Annotated in this window: 26 protein-coding genes; 13 read left to right on the top strand and 13 right to left on the bottom strand. The window is 61.0% G+C overall.

Annotated elements, in window-relative coordinates; translation table 11 throughout:
- Nucleotides 1–184: 184 nt before the first annotated feature.
- The 8 genes from F2S13_RS10810 to exaC form a co-directional block, all read right to left on the bottom strand.
- Nucleotides 185–532, bottom strand: a complete 348-nt coding sequence (locus F2S13_RS10810; protein ID WP_166360512.1) for a DUF3077 domain-containing protein — start codon at nucleotides 530–532, stop codon at nucleotides 185–187.
- 308 nt (nucleotides 533–840) lie between these two features.
- Nucleotides 841–1317: a metallophosphoesterase family protein gene (locus tag F2S13_RS10805; RefSeq protein ID WP_166360510.1), complete on the bottom strand. Its 477-nt coding sequence runs from the start codon at nucleotides 1315–1317 to the stop codon at nucleotides 841–843.
- Between the two features lie 545 nt (nucleotides 1318–1862).
- Nucleotides 1863–2390 (bottom strand): inorganic diphosphatase, encoded by a 528-nt coding sequence (gene ppa / locus F2S13_RS10800; RefSeq protein ID WP_166360508.1) that lies wholly within the window; start codon nucleotides 2388–2390, stop codon nucleotides 1863–1865.
- A gap of 94 nt (nucleotides 2391–2484) precedes the next feature.
- The gene (locus tag F2S13_RS10795) at nucleotides 2485–3312 is read right to left on the bottom strand and encodes a M90 family metallopeptidase (protein ID WP_166360506.1); all 828 of its coding nucleotides are present in this window, start codon (nucleotides 3310–3312) and stop codon (nucleotides 2485–2487) included.
- Nucleotides 3313–3315: 3 nt separating this feature from the next.
- A complete protein-coding gene (locus F2S13_RS10790) occupies nucleotides 3316–3972 on the bottom strand; it encodes a DedA family protein (RefSeq protein WP_166360504.1) in 657 nt (218 codons plus the stop codon).
- Between the two features lie 235 nt (nucleotides 3973–4207).
- Nucleotides 4208–4660: a GNAT family N-acetyltransferase gene (locus tag F2S13_RS10785; protein ID WP_166360502.1), complete on the bottom strand. Its 453-nt coding sequence runs from the start codon at nucleotides 4658–4660 to the stop codon at nucleotides 4208–4210.
- Between the two features lie 92 nt (nucleotides 4661–4752).
- Nucleotides 4753–5589: an ethanolamine ammonia-lyase subunit EutC gene (gene eutC, locus F2S13_RS10780; RefSeq protein WP_166360500.1), complete on the bottom strand. Its 837-nt coding sequence runs from the start codon at nucleotides 5587–5589 to the stop codon at nucleotides 4753–4755.
- Between the two features lie 90 nt (nucleotides 5590–5679).
- On the bottom strand, nucleotides 5680–7200 hold the full coding sequence (gene exaC, locus F2S13_RS10775; RefSeq protein ID WP_166360498.1) for an acetaldehyde dehydrogenase ExaC: 1521 nt from the start codon (nucleotides 7198–7200) through the stop codon (nucleotides 5680–5682).
- Nucleotides 7201–7479: 279 nt separating this feature from the next.
- Here exaC and F2S13_RS10770 point away from each other — a divergent pair, with 279 nt between their 5' ends.
- The 4 genes from F2S13_RS10770 (at nucleotide 7480) to F2S13_RS10755 (ending at nucleotide 11784) form a co-directional block, all read left to right on the top strand.
- Nucleotides 7480–9402 (top strand): sigma 54-interacting transcriptional regulator, encoded by a 1923-nt coding sequence (locus F2S13_RS10770; protein ID WP_166360496.1) that lies wholly within the window; start codon nucleotides 7480–7482, stop codon nucleotides 9400–9402.
- 122 nt (nucleotides 9403–9524) lie between these two features.
- Nucleotides 9525–10874, top strand: coding sequence for a UDP-N-acetylmuramate:L-alanyl-gamma-D-glutamyl-meso-diaminopimelate ligase (mpl, locus tag F2S13_RS10765; RefSeq protein WP_166360494.1), 1350 nt, complete (start codon nucleotides 9525–9527; stop codon nucleotides 10872–10874).
- A complete protein-coding gene (gene ubiX / locus F2S13_RS10760) occupies nucleotides 10871–11500 on the top strand; it encodes a flavin prenyltransferase UbiX (RefSeq protein WP_166360492.1) in 630 nt (209 codons plus the stop codon). The genes mpl and ubiX overlap by 4 nt, the downstream gene beginning before the upstream one ends.
- Nucleotides 11497–11784: a YceK/YidQ family lipoprotein gene (locus F2S13_RS10755; RefSeq protein WP_166360490.1), complete on the top strand. Its 288-nt coding sequence runs from the start codon at nucleotides 11497–11499 to the stop codon at nucleotides 11782–11784. The genes ubiX and F2S13_RS10755 overlap by 4 nt, the downstream gene beginning before the upstream one ends.
- A gap of 139 nt (nucleotides 11785–11923) precedes the next feature.
- Here the strand turns inward: F2S13_RS10755 and F2S13_RS10750 are convergent, their stop codons facing one another.
- The 3 genes from F2S13_RS10750 to F2S13_RS10740 form a co-directional block, all read right to left on the bottom strand.
- Nucleotides 11924–12574 carry an NAD(P)H-binding protein gene (locus tag F2S13_RS10750; RefSeq protein WP_166360488.1) on the bottom strand — a complete coding sequence of 217 codons (651 nt, stop codon included), beginning with the start codon at nucleotides 12572–12574 and terminating at the stop codon, nucleotides 11924–11926.
- A gap of 26 nt (nucleotides 12575–12600) precedes the next feature.
- Nucleotides 12601–14328 carry a C13 family peptidase gene (locus tag F2S13_RS10745; RefSeq protein WP_166360486.1) on the bottom strand — a complete coding sequence of 576 codons (1728 nt, stop codon included), beginning with the start codon at nucleotides 14326–14328 and terminating at the stop codon, nucleotides 12601–12603.
- Nucleotides 14329–14416: 88 nt separating this feature from the next.
- Entirely contained in the window at nucleotides 14417–14872 is a 456-nt protein-coding gene (locus F2S13_RS10740) for a MaoC family dehydratase (protein WP_166360484.1), read from the bottom strand.
- 160 nt (nucleotides 14873–15032) lie between these two features.
- On the opposite strand from F2S13_RS10740, the gene F2S13_RS10735 reads away from it, so the two are divergent.
- The 3 genes from F2S13_RS10735 to F2S13_RS10725 are packed head-to-tail and all read left to right on the top strand — an operon-like array spanning nucleotide 15033 to nucleotide 16709.
- A complete protein-coding gene (locus tag F2S13_RS10735; protein WP_166360482.1) occupies nucleotides 15033–15395 on the top strand; it encodes a CidA/LrgA family protein in 363 nt (120 codons plus the stop codon).
- A 2-nt stretch (nucleotides 15396–15397) separates the two neighbouring features.
- The gene (locus tag F2S13_RS10730) at nucleotides 15398–16108 is read left to right on the top strand and encodes an LrgB family protein (RefSeq protein WP_178119003.1); all 711 of its coding nucleotides are present in this window, start codon (nucleotides 15398–15400) and stop codon (nucleotides 16106–16108) included.
- Between the two features lie 10 nt (nucleotides 16109–16118).
- Nucleotides 16119–16709 carry an LON peptidase substrate-binding domain-containing protein gene (locus F2S13_RS10725; protein WP_166360478.1) on the top strand — a complete coding sequence of 197 codons (591 nt, stop codon included), beginning with the start codon at nucleotides 16119–16121 and terminating at the stop codon, nucleotides 16707–16709.
- On the opposite strand, the gene F2S13_RS10720 is transcribed toward F2S13_RS10725, so the two are convergent.
- Nucleotides 16706–18022, bottom strand: coding sequence for a bifunctional DedA family/phosphatase PAP2 family protein (locus F2S13_RS10720; RefSeq protein WP_166360476.1), 1317 nt, complete (start codon nucleotides 18020–18022; stop codon nucleotides 16706–16708). The two genes, F2S13_RS10725 and F2S13_RS10720, sit on opposite strands and share 4 nt — an antisense overlap.
- 3 nt (nucleotides 18023–18025) lie before the next feature.
- Nucleotides 18026–18730, bottom strand: a complete 705-nt coding sequence (locus F2S13_RS10715) for a DNA-3-methyladenine glycosylase (protein WP_166360474.1) — start codon at nucleotides 18728–18730, stop codon at nucleotides 18026–18028.
- Between the two features lie 170 nt (nucleotides 18731–18900).
- On the opposite strand from F2S13_RS10715, the gene F2S13_RS10710 reads away from it, so the two are divergent.
- From F2S13_RS10710 to rodA, 6 genes are read left to right on the top strand one after another with little or no spacing between them, the layout of a single operon-like run.
- Nucleotides 18901–20172, top strand: coding sequence for a glutamate-5-semialdehyde dehydrogenase (locus tag F2S13_RS10710; RefSeq protein WP_166360472.1), 1272 nt, complete (start codon nucleotides 18901–18903; stop codon nucleotides 20170–20172).
- A complete protein-coding gene (gene nadD, locus F2S13_RS10705) occupies nucleotides 20141–20863 on the top strand; it encodes a nicotinate-nucleotide adenylyltransferase (protein ID WP_425500224.1) in 723 nt (240 codons plus the stop codon). Before F2S13_RS10710 ends, nadD begins: the two co-directional genes overlap by 32 nt.
- A gap of 60 nt (nucleotides 20864–20923) precedes the next feature.
- Entirely contained in the window at nucleotides 20924–21346 is a 423-nt protein-coding gene (rsfS, locus tag F2S13_RS10700; protein WP_166360470.1) for a ribosome silencing factor, read from the top strand.
- 9 nt (nucleotides 21347–21355) lie between these two features.
- The gene (gene rlmH / locus F2S13_RS10695) at nucleotides 21356–21823 is read left to right on the top strand and encodes a 23S rRNA (pseudouridine(1915)-N(3))-methyltransferase RlmH (RefSeq protein WP_166360468.1); all 468 of its coding nucleotides are present in this window, start codon (nucleotides 21356–21358) and stop codon (nucleotides 21821–21823) included.
- Nucleotides 21824–21841: 18 nt separating this feature from the next.
- Entirely contained in the window at nucleotides 21842–23737 is a 1896-nt protein-coding gene (gene mrdA / locus F2S13_RS10690) for a penicillin-binding protein 2 (protein ID WP_166360466.1), read from the top strand.
- 31 nt (nucleotides 23738–23768) lie between these two features.
- Nucleotides 23769–24872, top strand: coding sequence for a rod shape-determining protein RodA (rodA, locus tag F2S13_RS10685; RefSeq protein ID WP_166360522.1), 1104 nt, complete (start codon nucleotides 23769–23771; stop codon nucleotides 24870–24872).
- Nucleotides 24873–24875 lie beyond the last annotated feature (3 nt).

Raw genomic sequence — 24875 nt, 5'->3', positions numbered from 1 at the left:
CCGCGCGCACCCCGATGTTGGCCAGAAGCGAAACGCTTCCTCGGATAGGCCTGATACATAGATGCAACCGGGTAACCATGTTCAAAAGCGGGTAGACAATGTAGGCGAGTCCATACATAGGAGCGGGTGGGCGGCATTCCGATTGCCCGCGATACGACCGCAAAGCGGTCGCAAGCTACATCACCTACGTCATCAACTCGCCAGCCTTGCTCAAAGCCCGAGACTCAGCCCCATCCAGCAACGCATCAACCAACGCCTTGGCTATCTCCGCCGAATGCAACAGAGACCACAACAACCCCTGCTGCACTTCGGCATCGCTGTTACACACCGCATTGGCGGTATCACAGACGCACTTCAAATACAGCGAGGCATGGATCAGCGCATCTTCGGCATGGATGCCGGCGCGTACGGAGAAGAGGGGAGCGTGGCCTGCGTCGCAGGAGCCGAACAGGGTTTCGGCGGTTTCGTGAAGGGTGCCGGTCGGAGAGGTTTCTTCTACGGCTGGTGGCGGATCTGGAACAATTTTGATCATGGTAAAGCTCCTTTAGCATTAATGGAGCTGCCAATCTCACTTCCACATGAGGGGGTGGCAGCTGTACGCAGGTGTGGAAGACCGGGGCTAAAGGAACCCGGCGCACCCGAAAGTGCCCCGCGCACAGCTGCCATAACACGATGATGCGGGCATTAAAAAACGCCAGCATTCATGAAATGGGCGCTTGTGCGCCTTTAGCTTGTACGGACTTCCACATCCGGTCGCTGGATTTGCAGCGACGAGGGAAGCCTAACGTTGTTTGAGGGGGTGGTGCAAGGTGACGTTTCTGATGGAGGGTGTCGGACGGATCAGGCGACAACTGAAGTATCGGGCGCCAAGTCGATCAGTTCACCGTTGACCTTGCCTGCGGCGCAGGTCACATAACCCATACTGATCGGTAACTTGAACCGTCGGGGACCGGCACTGCCGGGGTTGATATAAAGCACCCCATTATCTTCCAGGATGCATGGTTTATGAGAGTGCCCCGTTACGACCATTTGCACGCCATGTGGTAACGGTTCAGGTACGTCTTTGCGTTCGTGAGTGACAAGCAGGGTCAAACCTTCCAGCTTGACGATTTCGATCTTCAACAAGTGCCGCGCCCAATCTTGATCACGGTCTATGTTGCCGTACACGGCGGTCAGCGGTGCCAGTTGCCGCAAGGCTGCAAGGATCTCCGGTTTTCCGATATCACCTGCATGGATGATGTGATCGCAGCTTTGCAGGGCGGCCAAAGCTTGAGGCCTGAGCAGTCCATGGGTGTCAGATATCAGGCCGATATTCATGAGTGCTCCAGAGGGCTGGTGAGGCTCCTGACCGTAGCGCGAAGCAGGGGAGGTGAGTTCACCTGAGCAGTTAACGTCACGAGAACAAGAAAGGGCAACAAGCAGGCATTAAAAAGCCGGCTTGTGGCCGGCTTCTCGGGGACGGTCTTGGCTTATTTTTGGTAAGCCGCAATCGCCTTCAATCGTTGCTCCAGCGACCTGATGTCGGCTGGGGAGGGCGAGACGGAAAATCATCCGTGGCGCCGGGCAGTCGGGCGTGCATGCAGCAGGCCGATGCCGGAATGTGGGGCGTAGCATACTGATATTGAGTCTCGATGCCCAGCAAAAAAGTAACGTTTTTGGACTGCAGGCAGGTTACGGAACGTTACTGCAGGCAATTTCGTCCCTCGAACTCAGAATTGCCTCGTTGCCGCGCGTCAATCAGCGGGGGGTGACGCGGAGCGTCTCAGGAGGCATTCCCACGCGGAGCGTGGGAACGAGGACGTTGCCCAAATCAGGCATAAAAAAACCCCGGCTAGCCGGGGTTTTTTGCATCACTTGTCGACTCAGCCCTTGTAGGCAGCAGCCGACTTCATGATTTCAGCGCGGGCAGCATCAGCATTGCCCCAGCCGTCGATCTTGACCCATTTGCCTTTCTCGAGATCCTTGTAGTTCTCGAAGAAGTGCTTGATCTGTTCCAGCAGCAGGGCTGGCAGGTCGGTGTACTCTTTGACGTCGACGTACAGCTGCGACAGTTTGTCGTGCGGTACGGCGATGACTTTGGCGTCGCCGCCGCCGTCGTCGGTCATGTTCAGGATGCCGACCGGGCGGGCGCGGATGACCGAGCCTGGGGCGACCGGGTAAGGGGTCACGACCAGCACGTCGAGGGGGTCACCGTCGTCGGCCAGGGTGTTGGGGATGAAGCCGTAGTTGGCCGGGTAGAACATCGGGGTGGCCATGAAACGGTCGACGAACAGGCAATCGCTGTCCTTGTCGATTTCGTATTTGATCGGCGCGTGGTTGGCCGGAATCTCGATGGCGACGTAGATGTCGTTCGGCAGGTCTTTGCCAGCCGGAATCTTGCTGTAGCTCATTGGGCTTTGCCCCCATGTTTGGCCAAAAATTGGTCGCGATTATAGGCATATTCCGTGGCGCTTGCCACGTTTGCCGGGATGTCGGGTACACCGTTCAGCTGTGAGGGTGTTCGTGGCTGGCCTGGTAGTCGGGATGCAGGCGTTGCAGGTGCTGCAGGCGGGCCAGTGGATCCTGGCGGTAGAACAGCTTCAGCTGGCGGTAGACTTCAGGATACGCCTCAAACAGCAGATCGGGGGCGCTGAAGAAGTATTCGCTGGTGACGGCGAAGAATTCGGCGGGATTTTCGGCCGCGTAGGGGTCGATGGCCGTGTCGACGTGGGGGTTGCGGTCCAGGTGCCGGTTGAGGTCATCAAAAGCGTGTTGCATGGCGCTGGCCCAGTCGCTGACGCGCATGTTGGCGTGCAGCGGTGGCAGGCCGTTGGCGTTGCCGTTGAGCATGTCCAGCTTGTGCGCCAGTTCATGGATGACCAGGTTGTAGCCTTCCCAGCCGCCGCTGGCGAGCACGCCGGGCCAGGCCAGGATGATCGGGCCTTGTTGCCAGGCCTCGCCGCTGTGTTCGGCGTCCCATTCGTGTTCCACGCCGCTGGCGTCGCGGTGGCGCTGGGGGCTGAGGAAATCATCCGGGTAGAGCACGATTTCGTGGAAGCCCTGGTACCAGTTCAGCTCGCCCAGGTGCAGCAGGGGCAGCTGGGCCTGGGCGGCGAGCAGCAGGCGGCTCTCATCATCGAGTTCGACGCCCCGCAGGGGATTGAGGACCTTGTCTTGCAGGAACAGAACGCTGGTTTCACGCAGGTGCCGGTCTTCCTCGGCGCTTAGGCCGTCAAGGATGGCCAGGCGCTCGCGCACCCGCTGCCACATCTGCGGGTCTACCGGATGTCGGGCAAGGGTGCGACGCCGGCGCCAGGCTTGCAGGGACCACATGGCTTAGCGCGAATGGGCTTTGGCGGCATTGCGCTGCAGGCGGCTGCGAACCATGCCGATGATCATCGGCAGCATCGATACTACGATAATCCCTACGACCATCAGCGACAGGTGTTGCTTGATGAAGGGCACGTTGCCGAAGAAATAGCCGAGCGTTACCAGCCCGCCGACCCAACCGATGGTGCCGACGACGCTGAAGGTCAGAAAGCGTGGGTAAGGCATCTTCGCGACACCGGCCACGAAGGGGGCAAAGGTGCGCAGTATGGGCAGGAAGCGCGCCAGGGTCACGGTTTTGCCGCCATGGCGGTCATAGAATTCGTGGGTCTGCTGCAAGTAGTCGCGGCGGAATATCTTCGAATTCGGATTGCGGAACAGGCGTTCGCCCGCCGTGCGTCCGATGACGTAATTGGTGCTGTCACCCAGAACCGCCGCTGCCATCAACAGGCCGCCGAGCAGTACCGGGTCCATGCCACCGCCCGCGGCGACGGCACCGGCGATGAACAGCAGTGAGTCGCCCGGCAGGAAGGGCGTAACCACCAGGCCGGTCTCGCAGAAAATCACCATGAAGAGGATGGCGTAGATCCAGTTACCGTAGTTGGTGACGAGCATTTCGAGGTACACATCGAGATGCAGAATGATGTCCAGCGGGTTGAATTCCATGCGCGCTACCTGTGGTTAAAACCCGATACTACGGGCCGTCGAGAAAATATGTGTGAAATCGCTGTGGAAAATGACGGACGCCACCCAAGTCGCGAGAGCCTGGGTAATTATTCACACAATTTCGAAGGGGCGCATTATAGAGGCAGGCGACGGATTTGCCTGCGCAGTTTGTAGCGGCGAGTGTCCGAGGGCCGCCCGCCAGGTGATCCGGCGAGCATGGCCCCGGGATACGGGGTCAACCGATGGGCAGAATGTAGTTCTTGAACTGTTTGTCTTCCCGAAAACCAATCGACTCATAGGTCTTTTGTGCGGCCTCGTTATTACTGCTGGTAGAAACGCGCATCCGCACGGCCTGGGTTTCCTTGGCCATTTTCTTCGCGGTCTTGATCAGGTGATCGGCCACCAGCTGGCGACGGGCTTCTTCGGCGACGAAGATGTCGTTGAGGATCCACACGCGCTTGAGCGACAGGGACGAAAAACTCGGGTAAAGCTGGCAGAAACCCAAGAGCTTGGTGTCGTCTTCGTCCGACAAGGCCAGGTAGATGACCGATTCCTTGCGGCGCAGGCGCTTTTCCAGAAAGGCTTTGGAGGAATCGGGGTAGGGCAGTTCGCCATAAAACTCGCGGTATCTGACGAACAGCGGTGCAATCAGGTCCAGGTGCTCCAGGGTTGCTTGGATGATTCGCATAACAGGCCTCGGGTTCAGTCGGTATTTGGCGGCGAATCTCGGCCAGCCGTCGGTCGGATGCTGCCCAATGCCATTAGAAAGCGCAATCTAGGTTAATTCTTGTTATTTGCGTCAGAGAGTAGGAAGTTTCCCCTTTTCGAATCGTTTTTTTCTGATTCGAGTGTTTGCACCTCTGCTTCATCCTTCAAATTCACCCCGGAAAGCTGCCGTCTACAGGCTTCACGCATGAGATATAGCAGGCGATAGGCCGCCATGCCATAACTCAGCCCCTCCAGGCGGATGTTGGAAATGCAGTTGCGGTAGGCGTCAGTCAGGCCGACTTTTGGATTGTAGGTGAAATACAGTCCCAGGCTGTCGGGGGAGCTCAGGCCCGGGCGTTCGCCGATCAGGATGACCACCATGCGCGCGTCCAGCAGTTGGCCGATTTCGTCGGCCACGGCGACGCGGCCCTGTTCCACCAGGATCACCGGTGACAGCGACCAACCGTCCATCTGTGCTTGTTCTTCCAGGCGCATCAGGAACGGCACGGCATGGCGGTGTACGGCCAGCGCGGAAAGGCCGTCGGCTATCACGATGGCCAGGTCGACGCCGCCCGGGTTGGCGCTGGCGTAGTCGCGCAGCTTTCGGGCCGAGTCTTCAGCCAGGCGTCTTCCCAGGTCGGGGCGTTGCAGGTAGGTATCACGGTTGGGGGCGGCACTGTGCAGCAGCAGGCTGGTGCGTCCGCAGTCGTTCAGTTGTTCAATCAGGCCGGCATGGTCGAACGGCAGGTGTACGGCATCGCGGGCCTGGGCGTGGGCAAATTGAAAGTCCAGCAGGGCGCTGGTGGGCAGGCTGGTGCCGCTGTGGCCCAGGGCGATACGGGCCGGGGTCAGGCGGCGCAGTTTGAGCCAGGGGTCGGGAGTGCCCGGGCCTGGGTTTTTCGGGTCCATGTATGGATCGCTCTCCCCATTGCTCCAGGCCCTTTGCGCGGCGGGCAGGTGTGACCTTCACGAGAAGGTCACACCGTCTTGCTGCGCGGCTTAGAAGAAGCCCAGCGGATTGATGTCGTAGCTTACCAGCAGGTTTTTCGTTTGTTGGTAGTGGTCGAGCATCATTTTGTGGGTTTCACGACCTACGCCGGATTTCTTGTAACCGCCGAACGCGGCATGCGCCGGGTACAGGTGGTAGCAGTTGGTCCAGACGCGACCGGCCTTGATCCCGCGGCCCATGCGATAGGCACGGTTGATGTCGCGGGTCCACACGCCGGCACCGAGGCCGAACTCGGTATCGTTGGCGATCGCCAGGGCTTCGGCTTCGTCCTTGAAGGTGGTGATGCTGACCACTGGGCCGAAGATTTCTTCCTGGAACACGCGCATCTTGTTGGTGCCCTTGAGCAGGGTCGGCTGGATGTAATAACCGCTGGCCAGGTTGCCTTCGAGTTTTTCCACCTTGCCGCCGGTCAGCAGCTCGGCGCCTTCTTCCCTGGCGATGTCCAGGTACGAGAGGATCTTGTCAAACTGCTGCTCGGACGCCTGGGCGCCGACCATGGTGTCGGTGTCGAGCGGGTCGCCACGCTTGATCTGCGCGACCTTCTTCATCACTACCTGCATGAACTCGTCGTAGATGGACTCCTGCACCAGGGCGCGGGAAGGGCAGGTGCAGACTTCGCCCTGGTTGAAGAACGCCAGGACCATGCCTTCAGCGGCTTTTTCGATGAAGTTGGGTTCGGCTTGCATGATGTCGGCGAAGAAGATGTTCGGCGACTTGCCGCCCAGTTCAACGGTCGACGGGATGATGTTCTCCGCTGCGCATTTCATGATGTGCGAGCCGACCGGGGTGGAACCGGTGAAGGCGATCTTGGCGATACGCTTGCTGGTGGCCAGGGCTTCGCCGGCTTCGCGGCCATAACCCTGGACAACGTTGAGCACGCCAGGTGGCAGCAGGTCGCCGATCAGCTCGACCAGTACGGTGATGCCCAGCGGCGTTTGTTCGGCCGGCTTGAGGACCACGCAGTTGCCGGCAGCCAGGGCTGGGGCGAGTTTCCAGGCGGCCATCAGGATCGGGAAGTTCCACGGGATGATCTGGCCGACCACGCCCAGTGGTTCATGGATGTGATAGGCCACTGTGTTGCCGTCGATTTCGGCGGCACTGCCTTCCTGGGCACGGATGCAACCGGCGAAATAGCGGAAGTGGTCGGCAGCCAGCGGGATGTCGGCGTTAAGGGTTTCGCGGATGGCCTTGCCGTTGTCCCAGGTTTCGGTGATGGCCAGGGTTTCGAGGTTCTGTTCGATACGGTCGGCGATTTTCAGCAGGATCAGCGAGCGTGCCTGCACCGAGGTGCTGCCCCAGGCATCGGCGGCGGCGTGGGCGGCATCGAGGGCTTTGTCGATGTCTTCGGCGGTGGAGCGAGGGAATTCGGCAATCGTCTGGCCATTCACAGGCGATGTGTTGGTGAAGTACTGACCCTTGACCGGCGCTACGAACTCGCCGCCGATGTAGTTCCCGTAACGGCTCTTGAAGGAAACGATGGCGCCTTCGGTACCGGGATGTGCATAACGCATGGTGAGTATCTCCTGGTTCTTGTATTTGGTTGGGGAGTGCGCTGTTGCGCCTGAGAAATGTAGAGCAAAGGTCAGGCCAGCGCCTTGAAACCCAGGCTGGAAAGGGTATGAGCGATTCAGGAGGGTCGATATTCAGTATAGCTGTGGCATTGTTGGGACAGCCTTGGGTGACACTTTGTACCGTTATTGGTACAGCCTGTGACTCATCAGTCGGCCGGCGTTGCAATGCTGGCCGGGCTGGAGGATGCTGGGCACACCCAAACGGGAGAATAATAAAAAGTGCAGAGCAATCATCTGAGCCGCCACGCCCAGCAAGTGCTGACTGTCACCCAAGGCAACGCCCGATTGCAGGGGCCCGGCAGTGATCCTTCGATCGCCCGCTCCTGGTTGCGCTGCCTTGAGGACTACCATCTCGATCCGGCCATGGCCATGGCGCCGACGGTGCTCGAGCATGGTCATATTCTCGAAAGTCGCGAGCGCCTGCGGCAGGTGTTGCAGATCGCCGGCACCGAGATGAATAGCCTGCATCAGCAATTGTCCGGCGCCGGCCACGCCGTGCTGCTCACCGATGCCCGCGGTATCATCCTCAATTGCGTCACCGCGCCCACCGAGCGCAATACCTTCGAGCGCGCCGGCCTGTGGCTGGGTGCGGACTGGAGCGAGGCCCGCGAAGGCACCAATGGCATCGGCACCTGCCTGGTCGAGCGCCAGGCCCTGACCATTCACCAGGATGAACACTTCCGTGGACGGCACACCGGCCTGACCTGTTCGGCCAGCCCGGTCTTCGACCCCCAGGGCGAATTGCTGGCGGTGCTGGATGTGTCGTCGGCGCGCCCGGAAGCCTCGCGCCAGAGCCAGTTCCACACCATGGCCATGGTCAATCTCTCGGCCAAGATGATCGAGAGCTGCTATTTCCTGCGCTACTTCGAGAACCAGTGGTTGCTGCGCTTTCATCTACAGGCCGAATCGCTCGGGCTGTTCAGCGAAGGATTGCTGGCATTCGACGGGGAAGGGCGCATTTGTGCAGTCAACCAGAGTGCGCTGAACCTGCTGGGGCACGTGCGTGGCGGCTTGCTCGGCAAGACGGTGGAAACCTTCTTCGATTGTTCCCTGGATGATTTGCTGGGTCGCGCCAGTAGCCTGGTGAGCACCAGTTGGCCCTTGCGTACACGCGATGGTCGGTCGTTGTTCGCCAGCCTGCGTGGGCAGCCGCGAGCGATTCCGCAACCTGTCCAGGCACGCCCGGCGGCAACGACGGTACGTCCGGTCGCCGGTATCTGTCTGGTCGACCCGGCCTTGCAGAGCGAATTCCGCCGCGCCCTGCGGGTGTTCGAGCGCGATGTTCCGCTGCTGATCAATGGCGAGACCGGTTCGGGCAAGGAAGCGTTCGCCAAGGCGGTGCATCAGGCCAGTGGTCGCGCCGACAAGGCCTTCGTTGCACTCAACTGCGCGTCGATCCCGGAAAGCCTGATCGAGAGCGAACTGTTCGGCTATCGCGGCGGCACCTTCACCGGTGCGCGCAAGGAAGGCATGCGCGGTAAGCTGCAACAGGCCGATGGCGGTACGTTGTTGCTCGATGAGATCGGCGACATGCCGCTGGCGCTGCAGACTCGCTTGTTGCGTGTGCTGGAAGATCGCATGGTGGTGCCGATTGGCGGCGAGCCGCAGCCGGTCGATGTGCGCATCATCAGCGCAACGCACCGCAACCTGCTGGACCGCGTCGAAGACGGCAGTTTCCGGGAAGACCTCTACTATCGCCTCAACGGTCTGGAAGTCGCCTTGCCGGCCTTGCGCGAGCGCAGTGACAAGTCAGCCCTGCTGAATTTCGTCCTGGCCGAAGAGGCCGGCGAGCATCCGGTAATGCTCGAACCGACTGCGCGTCAGGCACTGCTCGACTTTGCCTGGCCCGGCAACGTACGCCAGCTGCGCAATGTGCTGCGCACCCTGGTGGCATTGAGCGAAGACGGACGGATTGGCTTCGAGGATCTCCCGGCGGTTGTCCGCGTGAACAAACCCGCCTCAAAGGTAGCGGCCCCTGTGGATAACCCTGAAAACCCGCTTGAGGATGCCGAGCGCAAGGCCTTGCTGGCGGTGCTGGCGCAGCAGCGTTGGCACATGACCCACGTGGCGGCGGAGTTGGGGGTCAGCCGAAATACCTTGTATCGAAAATTGCGCAAACACGGCATCGCCCGCGACGCCTAGCTGCACGGGTACGCCCAGGCCCCGAGCGGTCTGCGGCGTACCGGCGAGCAGCGCCGTGGAAACACAGGATGCGATTTTTCCCGCCCTAAGCTAACCTGCCTCGATGTTTTACGAGGTTAATCATGCACATTCATATTCTCGGTATCTGCGGCACGTTCATGGGCTCGCTGGCGGTACTCGCCAAAGAGCTTGGCCATCACGTCACTGGCTCCGATGCCAATGTCTACCCACCCATGAGTACCCAGCTGCAAGCCCAGGGTATCGAACTGACCCAGGGTTATGACGCAGCCCAGCTCGATCCGGCGCCGGACCTGGTGGTCATCGGCAACGCGCTGTCGCGCGGCAACCCGGCGGTGGAGTACGTGCTGAACAAGGGCCTGCCGTATGTCTCGGGGCCGCAGTGGCTGGCCGATCACGTCCTGCAGGGGCGCTGGGTGTTGGCCGTTGCCGGTACCCACGGCAAGACCACGACCAGCAGCATGCTGGCCTGGGTGCTCGAGCACGCCGGGATGAGCCCGGGCTTCCTGATCGGTGGCGTACCACAGAACTTCTCGGTGTCGGCCCGCCTGGGTGGCACGCCGTTCTTCGTGGTCGAGGCCGATGAATATGACAGCGCATTCTTCGACAAGCGCTCGAAGTTCGTGCACTACCGCCCGCGCACGGCCATCCTGAACAACCTCGAGTTCGACCATGCGGACATCTTCCCGGATCTGCCGGCCATCGAGCGTCAGTTTCACCACCTGGTGCGGACGATTCCGAGCGAGGGCCTGGTCATTTATCCGACCACCGAGCCGGCCCTGCAGCGCGTGATCGAAATGGGCTGCTGGACCCCGGTGCAAACCACCGGTGCCGGTGGTCAGTGGCAGGTCAAACTGCTCAGCGAAGATGGTTCGCGCTTTGAAGTGAGCTTCGAAGGTGAATCTCAGGGTGTGGTCGAGTGGGACATGACTGGTCAACATAACGTCGCCAACGCGTTGGCCACCCTGGCCGCGGCAAGACACGTCGGCGTGGTGCCGAGCATGGGCATCGCTGCGCTCAGCGCATTCAAGAGCGTCAAGCGGCGCATGGAGAAAGTGGCCGAGGTGCAGGGCGTCACCATTTACGATGACTTTGCCCATCACCCGACCGCCATTGCCACTACCCTCGACGGCCTGCGCAAGCGTATCGGCGACGCCCCCTTGATTGCAGTGATCGAACCGCGCTCCAACTCCATGAAACTCGGTGCGCACCGTGATGGCTTGCCCGAAAGCGTGCGCGATGCCGATCAGGTGATCTGGTACGCGCCGCCCAACCTGGGTTGGGATCTGGCGGCCACGGCGGCGCAATGCCCGGTTCCGGCAATCGTGGCCGACACCCTGGAGGCAATCATCGAACGTGTCAAAAGCCAGGCGCAACCCGGCACCCACGTGGTGATCATGAGCAATGGCGGCTTCGGCGGATTGCACGGCAAGTTGGCCGAGGCGCTGCAATGACAGGCCCGGAACGCATTACCCTGGCCATGACCGGTGCATCGGGGGCGCAGTACGGACTGCGCCTGCTCGATTGTCTGGTCCGGGAAGACCGCGAAGTGCACTTCCTGATCTCCAAGGCGGCGCAGTTGGTGATGTCGACCGAGACCGATGTGGTGCTGCCGGCCAAGCCACAAGCCATCCAGGCGTTTCTCACCGAGTACACCGGGGCTTCGGCAGGGCAGATTCGTGTTTATGGCAAGGAAGACTGGATGTCGCCGGTCGCTTCCGGTTCCGGCGCGCCGAGCGCGATGGTGGTGGTGCCCTGTTCCACCGGTACGTTGTCGGCGATTGCCTGCGGTGCCTGCAATAACCTGATCGAGCGCGCTGCCGACGTTACGCTCAAGGAGCGTCGGCAGTTGATTCTGGTGCCGCGTGAGGCTCCGTTCTCGACCATTCACCTGGAGAACATGCTCAAGCTGTCGAACATGGGCGCAGTGATCCTGCCGGCGGCGCCAGGCTTCTACAATCAGCCGCAGACCATCGACGATCTGATCGACTTCGTGGTCGCACGGATACTGAACTTGCTGGATATCCCCCAGGACATGCTGCCGCGTTGGGGCGAGCATCATTTTGGCGGGGATGAATGATCAGATTGTTGACGGGCGTCTTGCTGGCGCTGCTGATGGTGGGTTGTGCCAGCGTCCGAACGCTGGACGCGGCCAAGCCCGGCGCGCCGATCGTCTATTCCGGCACGCGCCTGGATTTGTATGCGATGCAGGGCGGATGCTGCGCCGAGGACCGTTTTGGTGCGCCGGCGCCGAGTTATCCCGGCGTTGACCTGCCGGCCAGCGCGTTGCTCGACACGCTGCTGTTGCCGCTTTCTTTGTTGACGGTTATGGGTGTCAGTTTTCAGGCGACTGGGGGGTTGTGAGCCAGGGCTGACCCCTCGTTCCCACGCTTCGCGTGGGAACGCCTCCCGGCGACGCTGGAGCGTCTGGCACTGCATTCCCACGCGGAGCGTGGGAACGAGGTAACGAGGGTAGGGAGGCAGGCAGCGCGGTGCTAGATCCTTACTTGACCCGCTTACCCAGCTTGCGCAATTCGTCAGACTCCACCACCCGAATCCCGTCCTGCTCTTCCAGCGCCAGACGCCACAAGGCCCGGGCCAGCTCGCAGGCCTCTATACCGTGGTATTTGCCGGGAAGCAGCTTGGACAGCGGCGCTGCCAGCTTCTCGCCCAGGCGCGGTTCGGGGCGGTTGCCCAGTAGCAGCGAAGGGCGAACGATGGTCAGCTGTGGCCAGTCCTGCTCCTTGAGCGCCTGCTCGGCTTCGCCCTTGATCCTTTTGTAGAAGATCGAGGAGTGGGCATTGGCGTCCACGGCGCTGATCACGATCAAGTGGCGAGCGCCCAGCTCGCGAGCGCGCTTGCCGTAGGCGACCACCAGGTCCAGGTCCACTTCGCGAAACGCCTCTTTGGACCCTGCCTCCTTGATGGTACTGCCCAGGCAGCAGTAGGCGATGTCCACGCGGCCCTGCAGTTGCGGCAGCAGCTCGGTGAATTTGCCGACCGGGTTCTCCAGGTGCGGGTGCTTTGCCAGTGGGCGCCGGGTCGGCGCAAGAACCCGACTGATAGTGGGTTCATTGAGCAAGCGATCGAGCAGATGCTCCCCCGTCAAACCAGTGGCTCCGGCAATCAGGACATGTTGAGGCGTCAAGTACATAATGTTTCTCCCCTGATACAGTCAGCTTAGTGGGTGCTGGGAGAATTTGCTTGTTTGACACTTAAAGTTGCACTTTGCATCGCCCGTCGAGCCTGTTGTTGGCGCATCCGCTGCCAATGTTCCAGCACACCCCTGGGCGCCCAGATCTGTGGTTCCGAAGCGTCAAAGCTTTCGCTGGTTTCCCGTTCGGCAACTCGCGTCCTGGCGAGATTGAAGGCCTGTTGCAGATCATCGGTCTGGTTCAGGGCCTGGGCGAAGAGTGCGTCGCCGAAATAGGTGAAGTCAGCCTCTTCGGAGCAGCCGAAAGACACGCGATCAGCGCGGGAGGCAGTCATGATCAGGGTCCTTTCATCCTTGAGCGGGGCAATGAAGCCACCGGAATAGCATGCCGAGATGACAATGACCTTGTCGCGGTTCTTCAATGGTGCAAGGACAGCCGGCAGCTCGTCGGCTGGCAGGTCCGACAGCTGCAGGCGGGGTTGATCCAGTACCAGTTCATGTTCGTGGGTGCCATGGCTGGTCAGGTAAATGAAAATCAGGTCTTCCGGGCCGCTGCGTTCGGCCAGGGTCTGGACGGAGCGGGCGAGGTTTTCCCGGGTCGCCATTGGCCGGTCCCCGAGGTGGTCGCGGTGATTGACCAGGCTGATCTGCCCCGTCGCGCCGAAGCGGCTGGCGAGCATCTTGCTCACGAAGTCGGCTTCACGCAGAAACACGCTCTGCTTGCCGTCGCCGGCCAGGGTCAGGCTGTAGAGCTCGATGTCCGGGGTCGACGCAGGAACGCTGGCCAGGGCTTGAGCCAACAGGCCGCCCTGATTGAGCAGGGCCAGCTCCAGCGGGTCGGGCAAGAGTCGGCCTTGCTCGTCGCGAACGCGCTGGCCGTTGATCCAGTGACCGGCCTGTACGCTGCCGTCGGCCAGAGTCAGGCGGCCATTGCCGTGATAGGCGTCGTTTTCGAATCCGCCGACATAGACACTGCCGTCGGCCAAGGCCAGCCGGCCCTGGCCCGAGAATTTCCAGTCGAGAAAATGGCCCTTGTAGTGGCTACCATCGGCACCGATCAATTCGCCCTTGCCGGTGAGTGAACCTTCCTTGAACTGACCGATCCAGACATCGCCATCGGCGTTTTCATAGCGACCGCGTCCGTCCAGCTGGTTGTGATGGAAGCTGCCGATGTATTGGTCGCCCTCGGCGCTGTTGAAGGTGCCGTTGCCTTCCAACTGGCCATTAACGAATTGGCCGCTGAATTGATTGGCGCTGGCGTCGCTGCGGATACCTTCGCCATTGGGTTTGCCCTGGGCGAACAGGCCCTGGTACTGGCTGCCGTCCTTGAGTTCCAGATGGCCGGCGCCGGAATACTGATCGGCCTTGAACTCGCCGCGGTAGGTCGAATCGGCATCCTTGAGGGTGCCTTCGCCGTCGCGCCGGCCCATTCGAAAGCCTCCGGTATAGCTGCTGCCGTTGGCTTGAAGGCTGCCCTGGCCATGGAACAGGCCCTGGGCGAACTGGCCGCGATAGACTTCGCCATTGCTGCCGTGCCATTCACCCTCACCCTGCCACTGGCCATTGACGAAATCGCCGAGGTACCAGCTGCCGTTCGGGTAATCCACGCGCCCTGGCCCTTGCAGCAGGCCATTGACCACTTCACCCCGATAGCGGCCACCATCGGGCAGACGGGCGTCGGGCGGCGAAAGGGGTTCGCCGTCACCACAGGCAGTGAGCAATAACATCAAGGCAAGAGGAGCGAGTGAGCGCATGGCGGGGTCCGGACAATTAAGGGCCCGAGTATGCCGCAGAATGTCCTGTGCGAAACAGCCACAACGGCTGTTTCGCATCACGGCGGGCTTAAACGAAGCAGAGAGACAGAGACTCGGCGACGTATGCCGGCTTGTCCTGACCCTCGATTTCCAGCGTGGCAATGGCCTTGAGCAGCCACTGGCCCGGTTTCTTTTCGGTGACTTCGCTGAGCTCTACCTTCAGGCGGACCCGTGAATCGACCTTGACCGGCTGAATGAAACGAACGCTGTCCAGACCATAGTTGACGACCATTTTCAGGCCTTCAGGCATGACCAGGATGTCTTCCATCAACTTGGGGATCAGCGACAGCGACAGGAAGCCGTGGGCGATGGTGCTGCCGAATGGGGTCTGGGCGGCCTTGACGGGATCTACGTGGATGAACTGAAAATCGCCGGTCGCTTCGGCAAAGAGGTTGATGCGTTGTTGATCGATGGTCAGCCACTCGGAACATCCCAGTTCCTTTCCAATGTAATCCGTGAGCTTTGCAACAGGTACGTAGGGCATTGAGACTCTCCTTGATGTCATTGCTTTTATAGTTTTTTCAACCCGTTTAGATCAGCATGGCCGCCTGCGCCGGTCAAGCCTCACTCTGCGGCGAATAGCGACATATAAGCGCAGTGACGGAGTGCTTATAATGCCGTCGCGAGCCTGATGGAGATTTCCAATGCTGTTACGCGGTTTGACCTGGCTGGTGCTGTTCCAGTTGCTCGGCACGGCGATCAATCATCTGTTCCTTGCGGTGCTGCCGGGGCCGATCATCGGATTGGTGCTGCTTCTGGGCTACCTGATGATTCGCGGTGAGGTGGCCGAGTCGGTGAGCCTGGCCTCTTCGAGCCTGCTGCGTTACCTGCCCTTGTTGCTGGTGCCACCGGCGGTCGGGGTGATGGTCTATGCCCGTGATATCGCCGCGGACTTCTGGGCGATCGTCGGGGCCCTGTTCCTTTCGTTGCTGATATCGGTGGCCTTTGCCGGGGTGTTGATGCAAAAGCTGATCACGCGCCAGGCGCGCCGTGAGGAGCGCCCATGAGCCTGGATTGGCAGGGCGCGCTCGACGCGGTCGTACACCATCCGCTGTTTGGCATAGGCATTACCCTTGGCGCCTATCAAATTGTCCTGGCGGCGTATGAAAAGTCTCGCTGGATATTCCTGCAGCCGGTGCTGGTGTCGATGATGCTGGTCATTGGCGTACTGCTCGCCTGCGGTCTGACCTACACCGAATACAGAAAAAGCACCGAAATTCTCAGCATTTTGCTTGGGCCTGCCACGGTAGCGCTGGCGGTCCCGCTCTACTTGAACTTGCGGCGCATCCGCCAGTTGTTCTGGCCAACCTTTACTACGCTGGTAGTTGGTGGCGTGGTGGCGACGGCAACCTGCGTGCTGCTGGGCTGGTGGTTCGGGGCCGAGCACATGATTCTCATGACCATGGCGCCGAAGTCGGTGACGTCACCGATTGCCATGCTGGTTGCCGAACAGATCGGTGGCGTTGCGGCACTGGCGGCGGTGTTTGTGCTGATCACGGGCGTGATCGGCGCGATTTTCGGTCCGGCTCTTTTGGCGCTTTGTGGTGTCCATAACCCAGCGGCCCGCGGTATGGCGCTGGGCCTGACGGCACATGCCGTCGGTACCTCCGTGGCGCTGCAGGAAGGCGAAGAGTGCGGGGCGTTTGCCGCACTGGCCATGAGCCTGATGGGCGTTGCCACCGCAGTACTCCTGCCATTGGCCGTGAGTCTGATTGCTTAAGGAAATTGTTATGACGTTGCCGCTGTTTCCACTCAATACCGTCCTGTTTCCGGGATGCATCCTCGATTTGCAGATTTTCGAGGCACGCTACCTGGACATGATCGGCCGGTGCATGAAGCAGGGAGCGGGCTTCGGTGTGGTCTGCATTCTGGAAGGCGAGGAAGTCGGGCTCGCCCCCGAAGGCTATGCATTGGTCGGCTGTGAAGCGCTAATTCGTGATTTCCAGCAGCAGAGCAATGGTTTGCTGGGCATTCGCGTGGAAGGCGGGCGACGTTTTCGTGTATTGAACACTGAAGTGCAGCGAGATCAATTGCTCATGGCAGAGGTCGAGTGGTTGCCGGACGTCCCGGAGACCCCGCTGCAGGAAGAAGATGCCGACCTTGTCGCCTTGCTCTACGCATTGGCCGAGCACCCGATGGTCGCGTCGCTGAGCATGGGCACCGACGCCGCCGGCCAGCAGTCCCTCGCCAACCAGTTGGCCTATCTGTTGCCATTCACGGAGTTGGACAAGATCGACCTGCTCGCCCTCGACGATCCGCAGCAACGGCTGGATGCGATCCAGGCGTTGCTCGATGATCTGCAGGGCGAGTTGTTTGCCTAGTACTGGTAGCGCAGCAATGCATCCGGCAACGCATGCAGGGCGAAAAAGGTCAGCAACGCCACACTGCCCGGTACGATAAGCCACCAGACTTTAAGCGGCATGATCTCCAGTGGCGTACGCAACTGAATCAGGCTCAGACTGATTGCGCAGACGCTACAGGCCAGCAACATGCCCGCGAGAATGTCGGTGGGCCAGTGCACTCCCAGGTATACCCGCGAGAGTGCAATCGCCAGTGCCGGCAAGCTGGCCAGCAGCAGCCAGGTCAGGCGCATGCGCGGTGGTTGCCCACGCCCGGCCAGCACTGCCAGTACCAGGAAGAACGCAAAGGCTGCCGAGCTATGGCCGCTGGGCATGCTGTAGGAGGTCAGCGGGTCGGTCAGCACTTCCGGGCGAGTACGGGCGAACAGCCATTTGATGCTGCCATTGGCCAATGCGGTGATCACCAGGGTAGAGGCAGCGAACAGCGCCGGCCGCCATTGTCGCGCCAGCAACAGCAAGCCTGTCAGCAGGCCACCGGCAAAGAGCTGGGTTTGAAAGTCGCCCAGCCGGGTCACCACCACGATCGCACCGTCGATGGCGCGGCTGCGGTGTTCCTGGGTCAACGTCATCAAGCCTTGATCGAACTGGATCAGGTAGGGCCAGCCGACAAACAGACCGACAAGCATGACCAGGCACAGTGCTGCGATCAGCTGCGTGGTCCTTCGATGGCTGCGCAAGCTGCTGTTCATGCCAACACCGAGTAACAGCGCCAGACAACCGGCAACCACGCCTGCCTCGGGCCAGAACCCTTCCGGCAGGGGCAGGCGCATGGCCGCCCCGGTCGTCCAGCCTGGCAGCAGGTACGCGACCGACCAGCCAGCACCCGAAATAAGGCTGACCATAATAAAGCGCGGCAATGGCATGTCGAACATCCCGGCAACCATTGGCAGCATGGGGCGCAACGGGCCGATGAAGCGACCGACCAGCAGGCTGGCAATGCCGTACCGCTGGAAATAGCTTTCGGCGCCGCCGATCCACTCAGGGTGATGGCGCAATAGTGGCAGGCGTCGAATGTTCTGGTGAAAACGGCGTCCCAGGAAGTAAGACACGGCATCGCCGAGCAGGCCGCCCAGATAGCCCAGCAACAGGGTTTCGCCCAGGGTCAGGGCACCACTGCCCGCGAGTACGGCAATGGCGAACAGCAACACGGTGCCGGGTACGATGATGCCGGCGATTGCCAGGCATTCAACGCAGGCCACCACGAAAACCGCCAGGCCCAGCCATTGAGGATTTGCCGTCAGCCACCCGGTCATGCCGTCGAGCCAAGCGCCCATGCTTCAGTTTCCTTGTTTCAGTAAGAGGTAATCGCGGCCTTCGAGCTGCCCCCGGCGCAATGGGTTGCGCGTGCAGTGGCGGGCAAATTCGGCATCGATGAAACGATACATCAGATGCTCGTCTCGACCGCTCGGGATGCCCAGGCGGGTGGTTTGAATAATTTGTTGCACGATAATGCCGCGGTCCTCGACGAACAGTTGCTCCGGGTCAAAGCGCTTGGCATCCCAGTTCGGTACTTTCAGGCCCAGTGCCTTGCACAACAGTGTCTGGCCCGCGCACAACCGTTCCATGGGGCGGGGGTTGCCGCTGGCATCGGGGTTGTTCAGCTGCATCTGCGCCAGGCTGTTCCTGTCGCTGTGTTCGTCGAGCCAAGGGTAAGCGGCCTTGATCAACACCGCGTTGCCTGGTCCCTGGGCGCTGAAGTTAAGCGAATCGCCGCCCCGGGCGTAGTACATATAGATATGGCCGCCATCGAGGAACAGCGCCTTGCGCTTTTCCGTATAACCGAGAGACGCGTGGCTGCCTTTTTCCGCACAATAATAAGCCTCCGTTTCGATGATGCGGGCTGAAAGCCAGTAGGGTCCTTGACGATGGCGAATGACTTTGCCGAGCAGGTCCTTGGCCAGGACCTGGGCATCGCGATCGAAAAACGCGTCGGGCAGCAGTTGGACATCGTCCCAGGGCAGGGGCGGGGGCAGGTCTCGCATCGGCGGTCACCGGGAAAACGGGGCCGCGATGATAACAATTTCTGGCTTAATCGCAGCTGAATGCACAGCTTGTTACCGCTCATTTTGACCATCCGCCCGTCACTGCTGTCGCTGGACGGGCACGACAGCTATAATCAGCCGCTTTCCCCTTCGCCAAGACCACTGAGACCATGACTGAGTCCGTTCTTGACTACATGACCCGCCTGGGTCGCGCCGCCCGCGAAGCCTCTCGCGTGATCGGACGTGCCAGCACCGCGCAGAAGAATCGCGCCCTGCAGGCGGCTGCCAATGCACTGGATCAGGCTCGCAGCGAATTGACTGCCGCCAATGAACTGGACCTGGCCGCCGGACGGGCCAACGGCCTGGAGCCGGCCATGCTCGAGCGCCTGGCGCTGACGCCAGCACGTATCGACAGCATGATCGTCGGCCTGCGCCAGGTCGCCAGCTTGCCGGACCCGGTCGGGGCGATTCGTGACATGAGCTATCGGCCGTCAGGTATCCAGGTCGGCAAGATGCGCGTGCCGTTGGGTGTCGTGGGAATCATTTACGAATCCCGGCCGAACGTGACCATCGATGCGGCTAGTCTGTGCCTGAAGTCCGGTAACGCGACCATCCTGCGTGGCGGTTCCGAAGCGATCCACTCCAACCGGGCAATTGCCGCGTGCATCCAGCGTGGCCTGGATGAAGCCGGTTTGCCGGCTGCTGTGGTGCAAGTGGTGGAAGTGACCGATCGCGCCGCCGTCGGTGCGCTGATCAGCATGCCCCAATACGTCGATGTGATCGTGCCGCGTGGCGGCAAGGGCCTCATCGAGCGCGTCAGCCGCGAGGCACGCGTGCCGGTGATCAAGCACCTGGATGGCATTTGCCATATCTATGTCGCAGCGGACGCCGACCTGGAAAAGGCCCGACGTATTGCTTTCAATGCCAAGACCTATCGTTATGGCATTTGTGGCGCAATGGAGACCTTGCTGGTCGATCAGCGCGTAGCTGCCGAGTTTTTGCCGGAGATGGCTGCACAATTCCGGGAGAAGGGCGTTGAGTTGCGTGGTTGCGAGCGTACTCGCCAACTGATCGAAGCGGTGCCTGCCAGCGAAGAAGACTGGCACACCGAATACCTGGCGGCGATCCTGTCGATCCGGGTGGTCGATGGGCTGGACCAGGCCATCGAGCATATCAATCACTATGGTTCACACCATACCGATTCGATCGTTACCGAACACCAGGGCCAGGCTCGGCGCTTCATGGCCGAAGTCGACTCCAGTTCGGTGATGCTCAATACCCCGACCTGCTTCGCCGATGGCTTCGAGTACGGCCTGGGCGCTGAGATCGGCATTTCCACGGACAAGCTGCACGCCCGTGGTCCGGTTGGCCTGGAAGGCCTGACCTGCGAGAAGTACGTGGTCATCGGCGATGGCCAGTTGCGCGGCCAGGAGCCGGTCTGACTTGGCCGATCTCAGCCAGTCAGCAAAAAAAGCTGTGCCCGCGCCACTGGCCCGGCGCGTTGGCGTGCTCGGCGGAACCTTCGATCCGGTGCATATCGGCCACCTGCGCAGTGCGCTGGAAGTGGTCGACATGCTGGGGCTCGACGAGCTGCGCCTGACGCCCAACGCAAGGCCGCCGCATCGAGACACGCCGCAAGTCTCGGCGCTGGATCGGCTGGCGATGGTCGAGTGTGCAGTGCAGGGCGTTGCGCCCTTGACGGTCGATGCCCGCGAACTGCAGCGGGACAAGCCGTCGTACACGATCGACACCCTGGAGCTGATGCGAGCAGAACTGGCCGCGGATGACCAGTTGTTTCTGTTGCTGGGCTGGGATGCCTTCTGTGGTTTGCCAACCTGGCATCGCTGGGAAGAGCTGCTGCAGTACTGCCATATCCTGGTCCTGCAACGGCCGGATGCCGACATCGAGCCACCGGATGCCTTGCGCAATTTGTTGGCGGCGCGTTCGGTCAATGACCCGCAGTCCCTCAAGGGGCCCTGCGGGCAGATTACATTCGTCTGGCAGACACCCCTGGCGGTGTCGGCCACCCAGATCCGTCAACTGCTGGCCAGCGGGAAGTCGGTACGTTTCCTGGTGCCTGACGCGGTACTGGCCTACATCGATGCGCACGGGCTGTACCGTGCGTCGAACTGAAGGAACGCTTCAAGCCTGTGCTTTGAAGCGGTCCAAACATACGAACTGAATGAGTTTTATATGAACAAGCAAGTAATGAAAGGCGAAGAGCTGGTCAAAGTGGCAGTCGCCGCCCTCGAAGACGTCAAGGCCCAGGACATCCTCGTGATCGATGTTCGCGACAAGCAAAGCATCACCGACTACATGATCATCGCCACCGGTACCTCCAACCGCCAGATCAACGCGATGCTGGAAAAAGTTCGCGAAATGGTCAAGGCCAAGGGTGCCAAGCCGCTGGGTGAAGAAGGCAAGGGCGACAGCGACTGGGTACTGCTGGACCTGGACGATGTCATCGTGCACATGATGACCGCTTCCGCGCGTCAGTTCTACGACCTGGAGCGTCTGTGGAAAGGTGCCGAACAAAGCCGTGCCGCCGACGGCAAGCACCACAGCCCAGAGTTCACCCATGAGCATTTCACCAAGCTCAACAAAGACCAGGAATAAGGTACCGCTGTGCGTCTGCGCCTGATCGCGGTCGGTTCGCGCATGCCCAAGTGGGTGGAAGACGGCTGGCATGAATATGCCAAGCGTCTCCCTTCCGAGCTTGCGCTGGAACTGGTGGAAATCCCGCTCAACACCCGTGGCAAGAATGCCGACGTGGCCCGCCTGATCCGTCAGGAGGGAGAGGCCATGCTGTCCAAGGTTCAGCCAGGGGAACGGATTGTCACGCTCGAGGTCCATGGCAAGCCCTGGAGCACCGAGCAGTTGGCGGTCGAGCTGGATCGCTGGCGGCTGGATTCGCGCACGGTCAACTTCATGGTCGGCGGCCCCGAAGGGCTGGCGCCGGAAGTCTGTGCGCGCAGCGAACAGCGTTGGTCGTTGTCGCCGTTGACCCTGCCGCACCCGCTGGTCCGCATCCTCATCGGTGAGCAGCTGTACCGCGCCTGGACTGTCCTGTCCGGGCACCCTTATCACAAATAAGCAGTAAGCCTTTCTTAAATGTCGCAGCCGATTCGCCTCAAGGATCACGAAAAAGACGCCCGCCTGGTGCGTAGCCGCGTCGTGGTCGGTGCAGTTGTGGTCGTCGTGCTGATTTGCGCCCTGATTGCCCGGCTGTATTTCCTGCAGGTGATTCAGTACGAGTACCACTCGACCCTGTCGGAGAACAATCGGGTGCACGTACAGCCGATTCCGCCGACGCGGGGGCTGATCTTCGACCGCAACGGGGTGATCGTCGCCGATAACCGGCCCAGCTTCAGTCTCAGCATGACCCGCGAGCGCTCGGCGGACTGGCGGCAGGTACTCGATGTGATCGTCGAAGTTCTGCAACTGACGCCCGAAGACCGAGTGCTGTTCGAGAAGCGCATGAAGCAGGGGCGCAGGCCTTTCGAGCCTGTGCCGATCCTGTTCGAGCTGACCGAGGAGCAGATTGCGCGAATTGCCGTCAACCAGTTCCGCCTGCCTGGCGTGGAAGTGGTGGCACAGCTGGTTCGTCACTATCCGCAGGGCGAACATTTCGCCCATTCGGTCGGCTACGTCGGACGGATCAACGAAAAAGAGCTCAAGACCCTCGATCCGGTCAACTACAGTGGCACCCACCATATCGGCAAGACCGGCATCGAACGTTTCTACGAGCCGGAACTGCATGGGCAGGTGGGTTACGAAGAAGTCGAGACCAACGCCCGCGGCCGCGTGCTGCGCGTGCTCAAGCACACCGATCCGGTGCCCGGCAAGGACATCGTCCTGAGCCTGGACATCAAGTTGCAGGAAGCGGCCGAGGCTGCCCTGGGCGGTCGCCGGGGGGCAATCGTGGCGATGGACCCCAATACCGGTGAAGTGCTGGCCATGGTCAGCCAACCCAGTTTCGACCCGAACCTGTTCGTGACCGGCATCAGTTCCAAGGCCTATTCCGAACTGCGCGACTCGATCGATCGCCCCTTGTTCAACCGGGTATTGCGTGGCCTCTATCCGCCGGGCTCGACGATCAAGCCGGCCGTGGCCATTGCCGGCCTGGACAGCGGCGTGGTCACTGCGTCCTCGCGGGTCTTCGACCCGGGCTATTACATGTTGCCCAATTACGACCACAAGTACCGTAACTGGAACCGTACCGGCGATGGCTGGGTGGACCTGGACACCGCGATCATGCGTTCCAACGACACCTACTTCTACGACCTTGCGCACAAGCTCGGGATCGACCGCCTGTCCAGCTACCTGAATCGCTTCGGTATCGGCCAGAAGGTGTCCCTGGACATGTTCGAGGAGTCCCCCGGGTTGATGCCGTCCCGTGACTGGAAGCGGGCGACCCGGCGCCAGGCCTGGTTCCCGGGCGAAACCCTGATCCTGGGGATTGGCCAGGGCTACATGCAGGCCACGCCCTTGCAGCTGGCTCAGGCCACGGCCCTGATCGCCAACAAGGGCAAATGGAACCGTCCGCATCTGGCCAAGACCATCGAAGGCTTGCCGCCGGTCGACGAAAACCCGATGGAAGATATCGTGCTGCGCGACAAGTCCGACTGGAACAAGGTTGCCCACGGTATGGAGCAGGTGATGCAGGGCGCACGAGGCACCGCGCGCAAGGCGTCGATCGGTGCGCAATATCGCATCGCCGGCAAGAGCGGTACCGCCCAGGTGGTCGCGATCAAGCAAGGCGAGAAGTACGATCGCTCCAAGGTTCAGGAGCGCCACCGTGACCACGCCTTGTTCGTCGGATTTGCCCCGGCCGACAACCCGAAGATTGTCGTGTCGGTGATGGTCGAGAACGGCGAGTCCGGTTCCGGTGTTGCCGCACCTGTCGTCCGTCAGGTGATGGATGCCTGGTTGCTCGGTGCCGACGGCCATCTGAAGCCGGAATATTCCAGCGCTCCAATAGCGGAGGCCCCCGCCCGTGAAGAGTAATTTCGACCGCATGCTCTCCAGCGAGGACGTGATGCGTCGCCGCGCCACGTTTCTGCAGCGCATCCACATCGATGGTCCCTTGCTGATCCTGCTGCTGACCCTGGCCACCGGCAGCCTGTTCGTCCTGTATTCGGCCAGCGGCAAAGACTGGGACCTGCTGATCAAGCAGGCCACCTCCTTTGGCATCGGCCTGGTCTCGATGTTCGTGATTGCCCAGTTCGAGCCCCGGTTCATGGCCCGTTGGGTACCTCTGGCCTATGTGTTCGGGGTGGTCCTGCTGGTCGTGGTGGACGTGATGGGGCACAACGCCATGGGTGCCACGCGCTGGATCAACATTCCGGGGGTGATTCGCTTCCAGCCCTCGGAGTTCATGAAGATCATCATGCCGGCAACCATCGCCTGGTATCTGGCCAAGCGTTCGTTGCCGCCGCATCTCAAGCATGTGGCGATCAGCCTGATGTTGATTGGTGTTCCGTTCATCCTGATCGTGCGCCAGCCGGACCTGGGCACATCGCTGCTGATCCTGGCCGGTGGTGCGTTCGTGTTGTTCATGGGCGGCCTGCGCTGGCGCTGGATCCTCAGCGTGGTTGCGGCGGCAGTACCGGTGGCCGTGGCCATGTGGTTCTTCTTCATGCATGACTACCAGAAGCAGCGGATTCTGACCTTCCTCGACCCTGAAAGCGACCCGCTAGGCACTGGCTGGAACATTATCCAGTCCAAGGCGGCCATCGGTTCGGGCGGTGTATTCGGCAAGGGCTGGCTGCTCGGGACGCAGTCGCACCTGGACTTTCTGCCGGAGAGCCACACCGACTTCATCATTGCCGTAATGGGCGAAGAGTTCGGTCTGGTGGGTATCTGCGCGCTGCTGTTGATCTATCTGCTGCTGATCGGACGCGGCCTGGTCATCACGGCCCAGGCCCAGACCCTGTTTGGCAAGCTGCTGGCGGGCAGCCTGACCATGACGTTTTTTGTTTATGTTTTCGTCAATATCGGTATGGTCAGCGGCCTCCTGCCTGTCGTGGGGGTGCCGCTTCCCTTCATCAGCTATGGCGGAACGTCGCTGGTGACGCTGCTGTCGGCGTTCGGGGTATTAATGTCGATCCATACCCATCGCAAGTGGATTGCACAGGTTTGATTA

Origin of the sequence: Pseudomonas akapageensis, assembly GCF_011355085.1 — a bacterium.
Classification (GTDB): domain Bacteria; phylum Pseudomonadota; class Gammaproteobacteria; order Pseudomonadales; family Pseudomonadaceae; genus Aquipseudomonas; species Aquipseudomonas akapageensis.
This window is presented reverse-complemented; position numbering and strand designations above follow the sequence as displayed.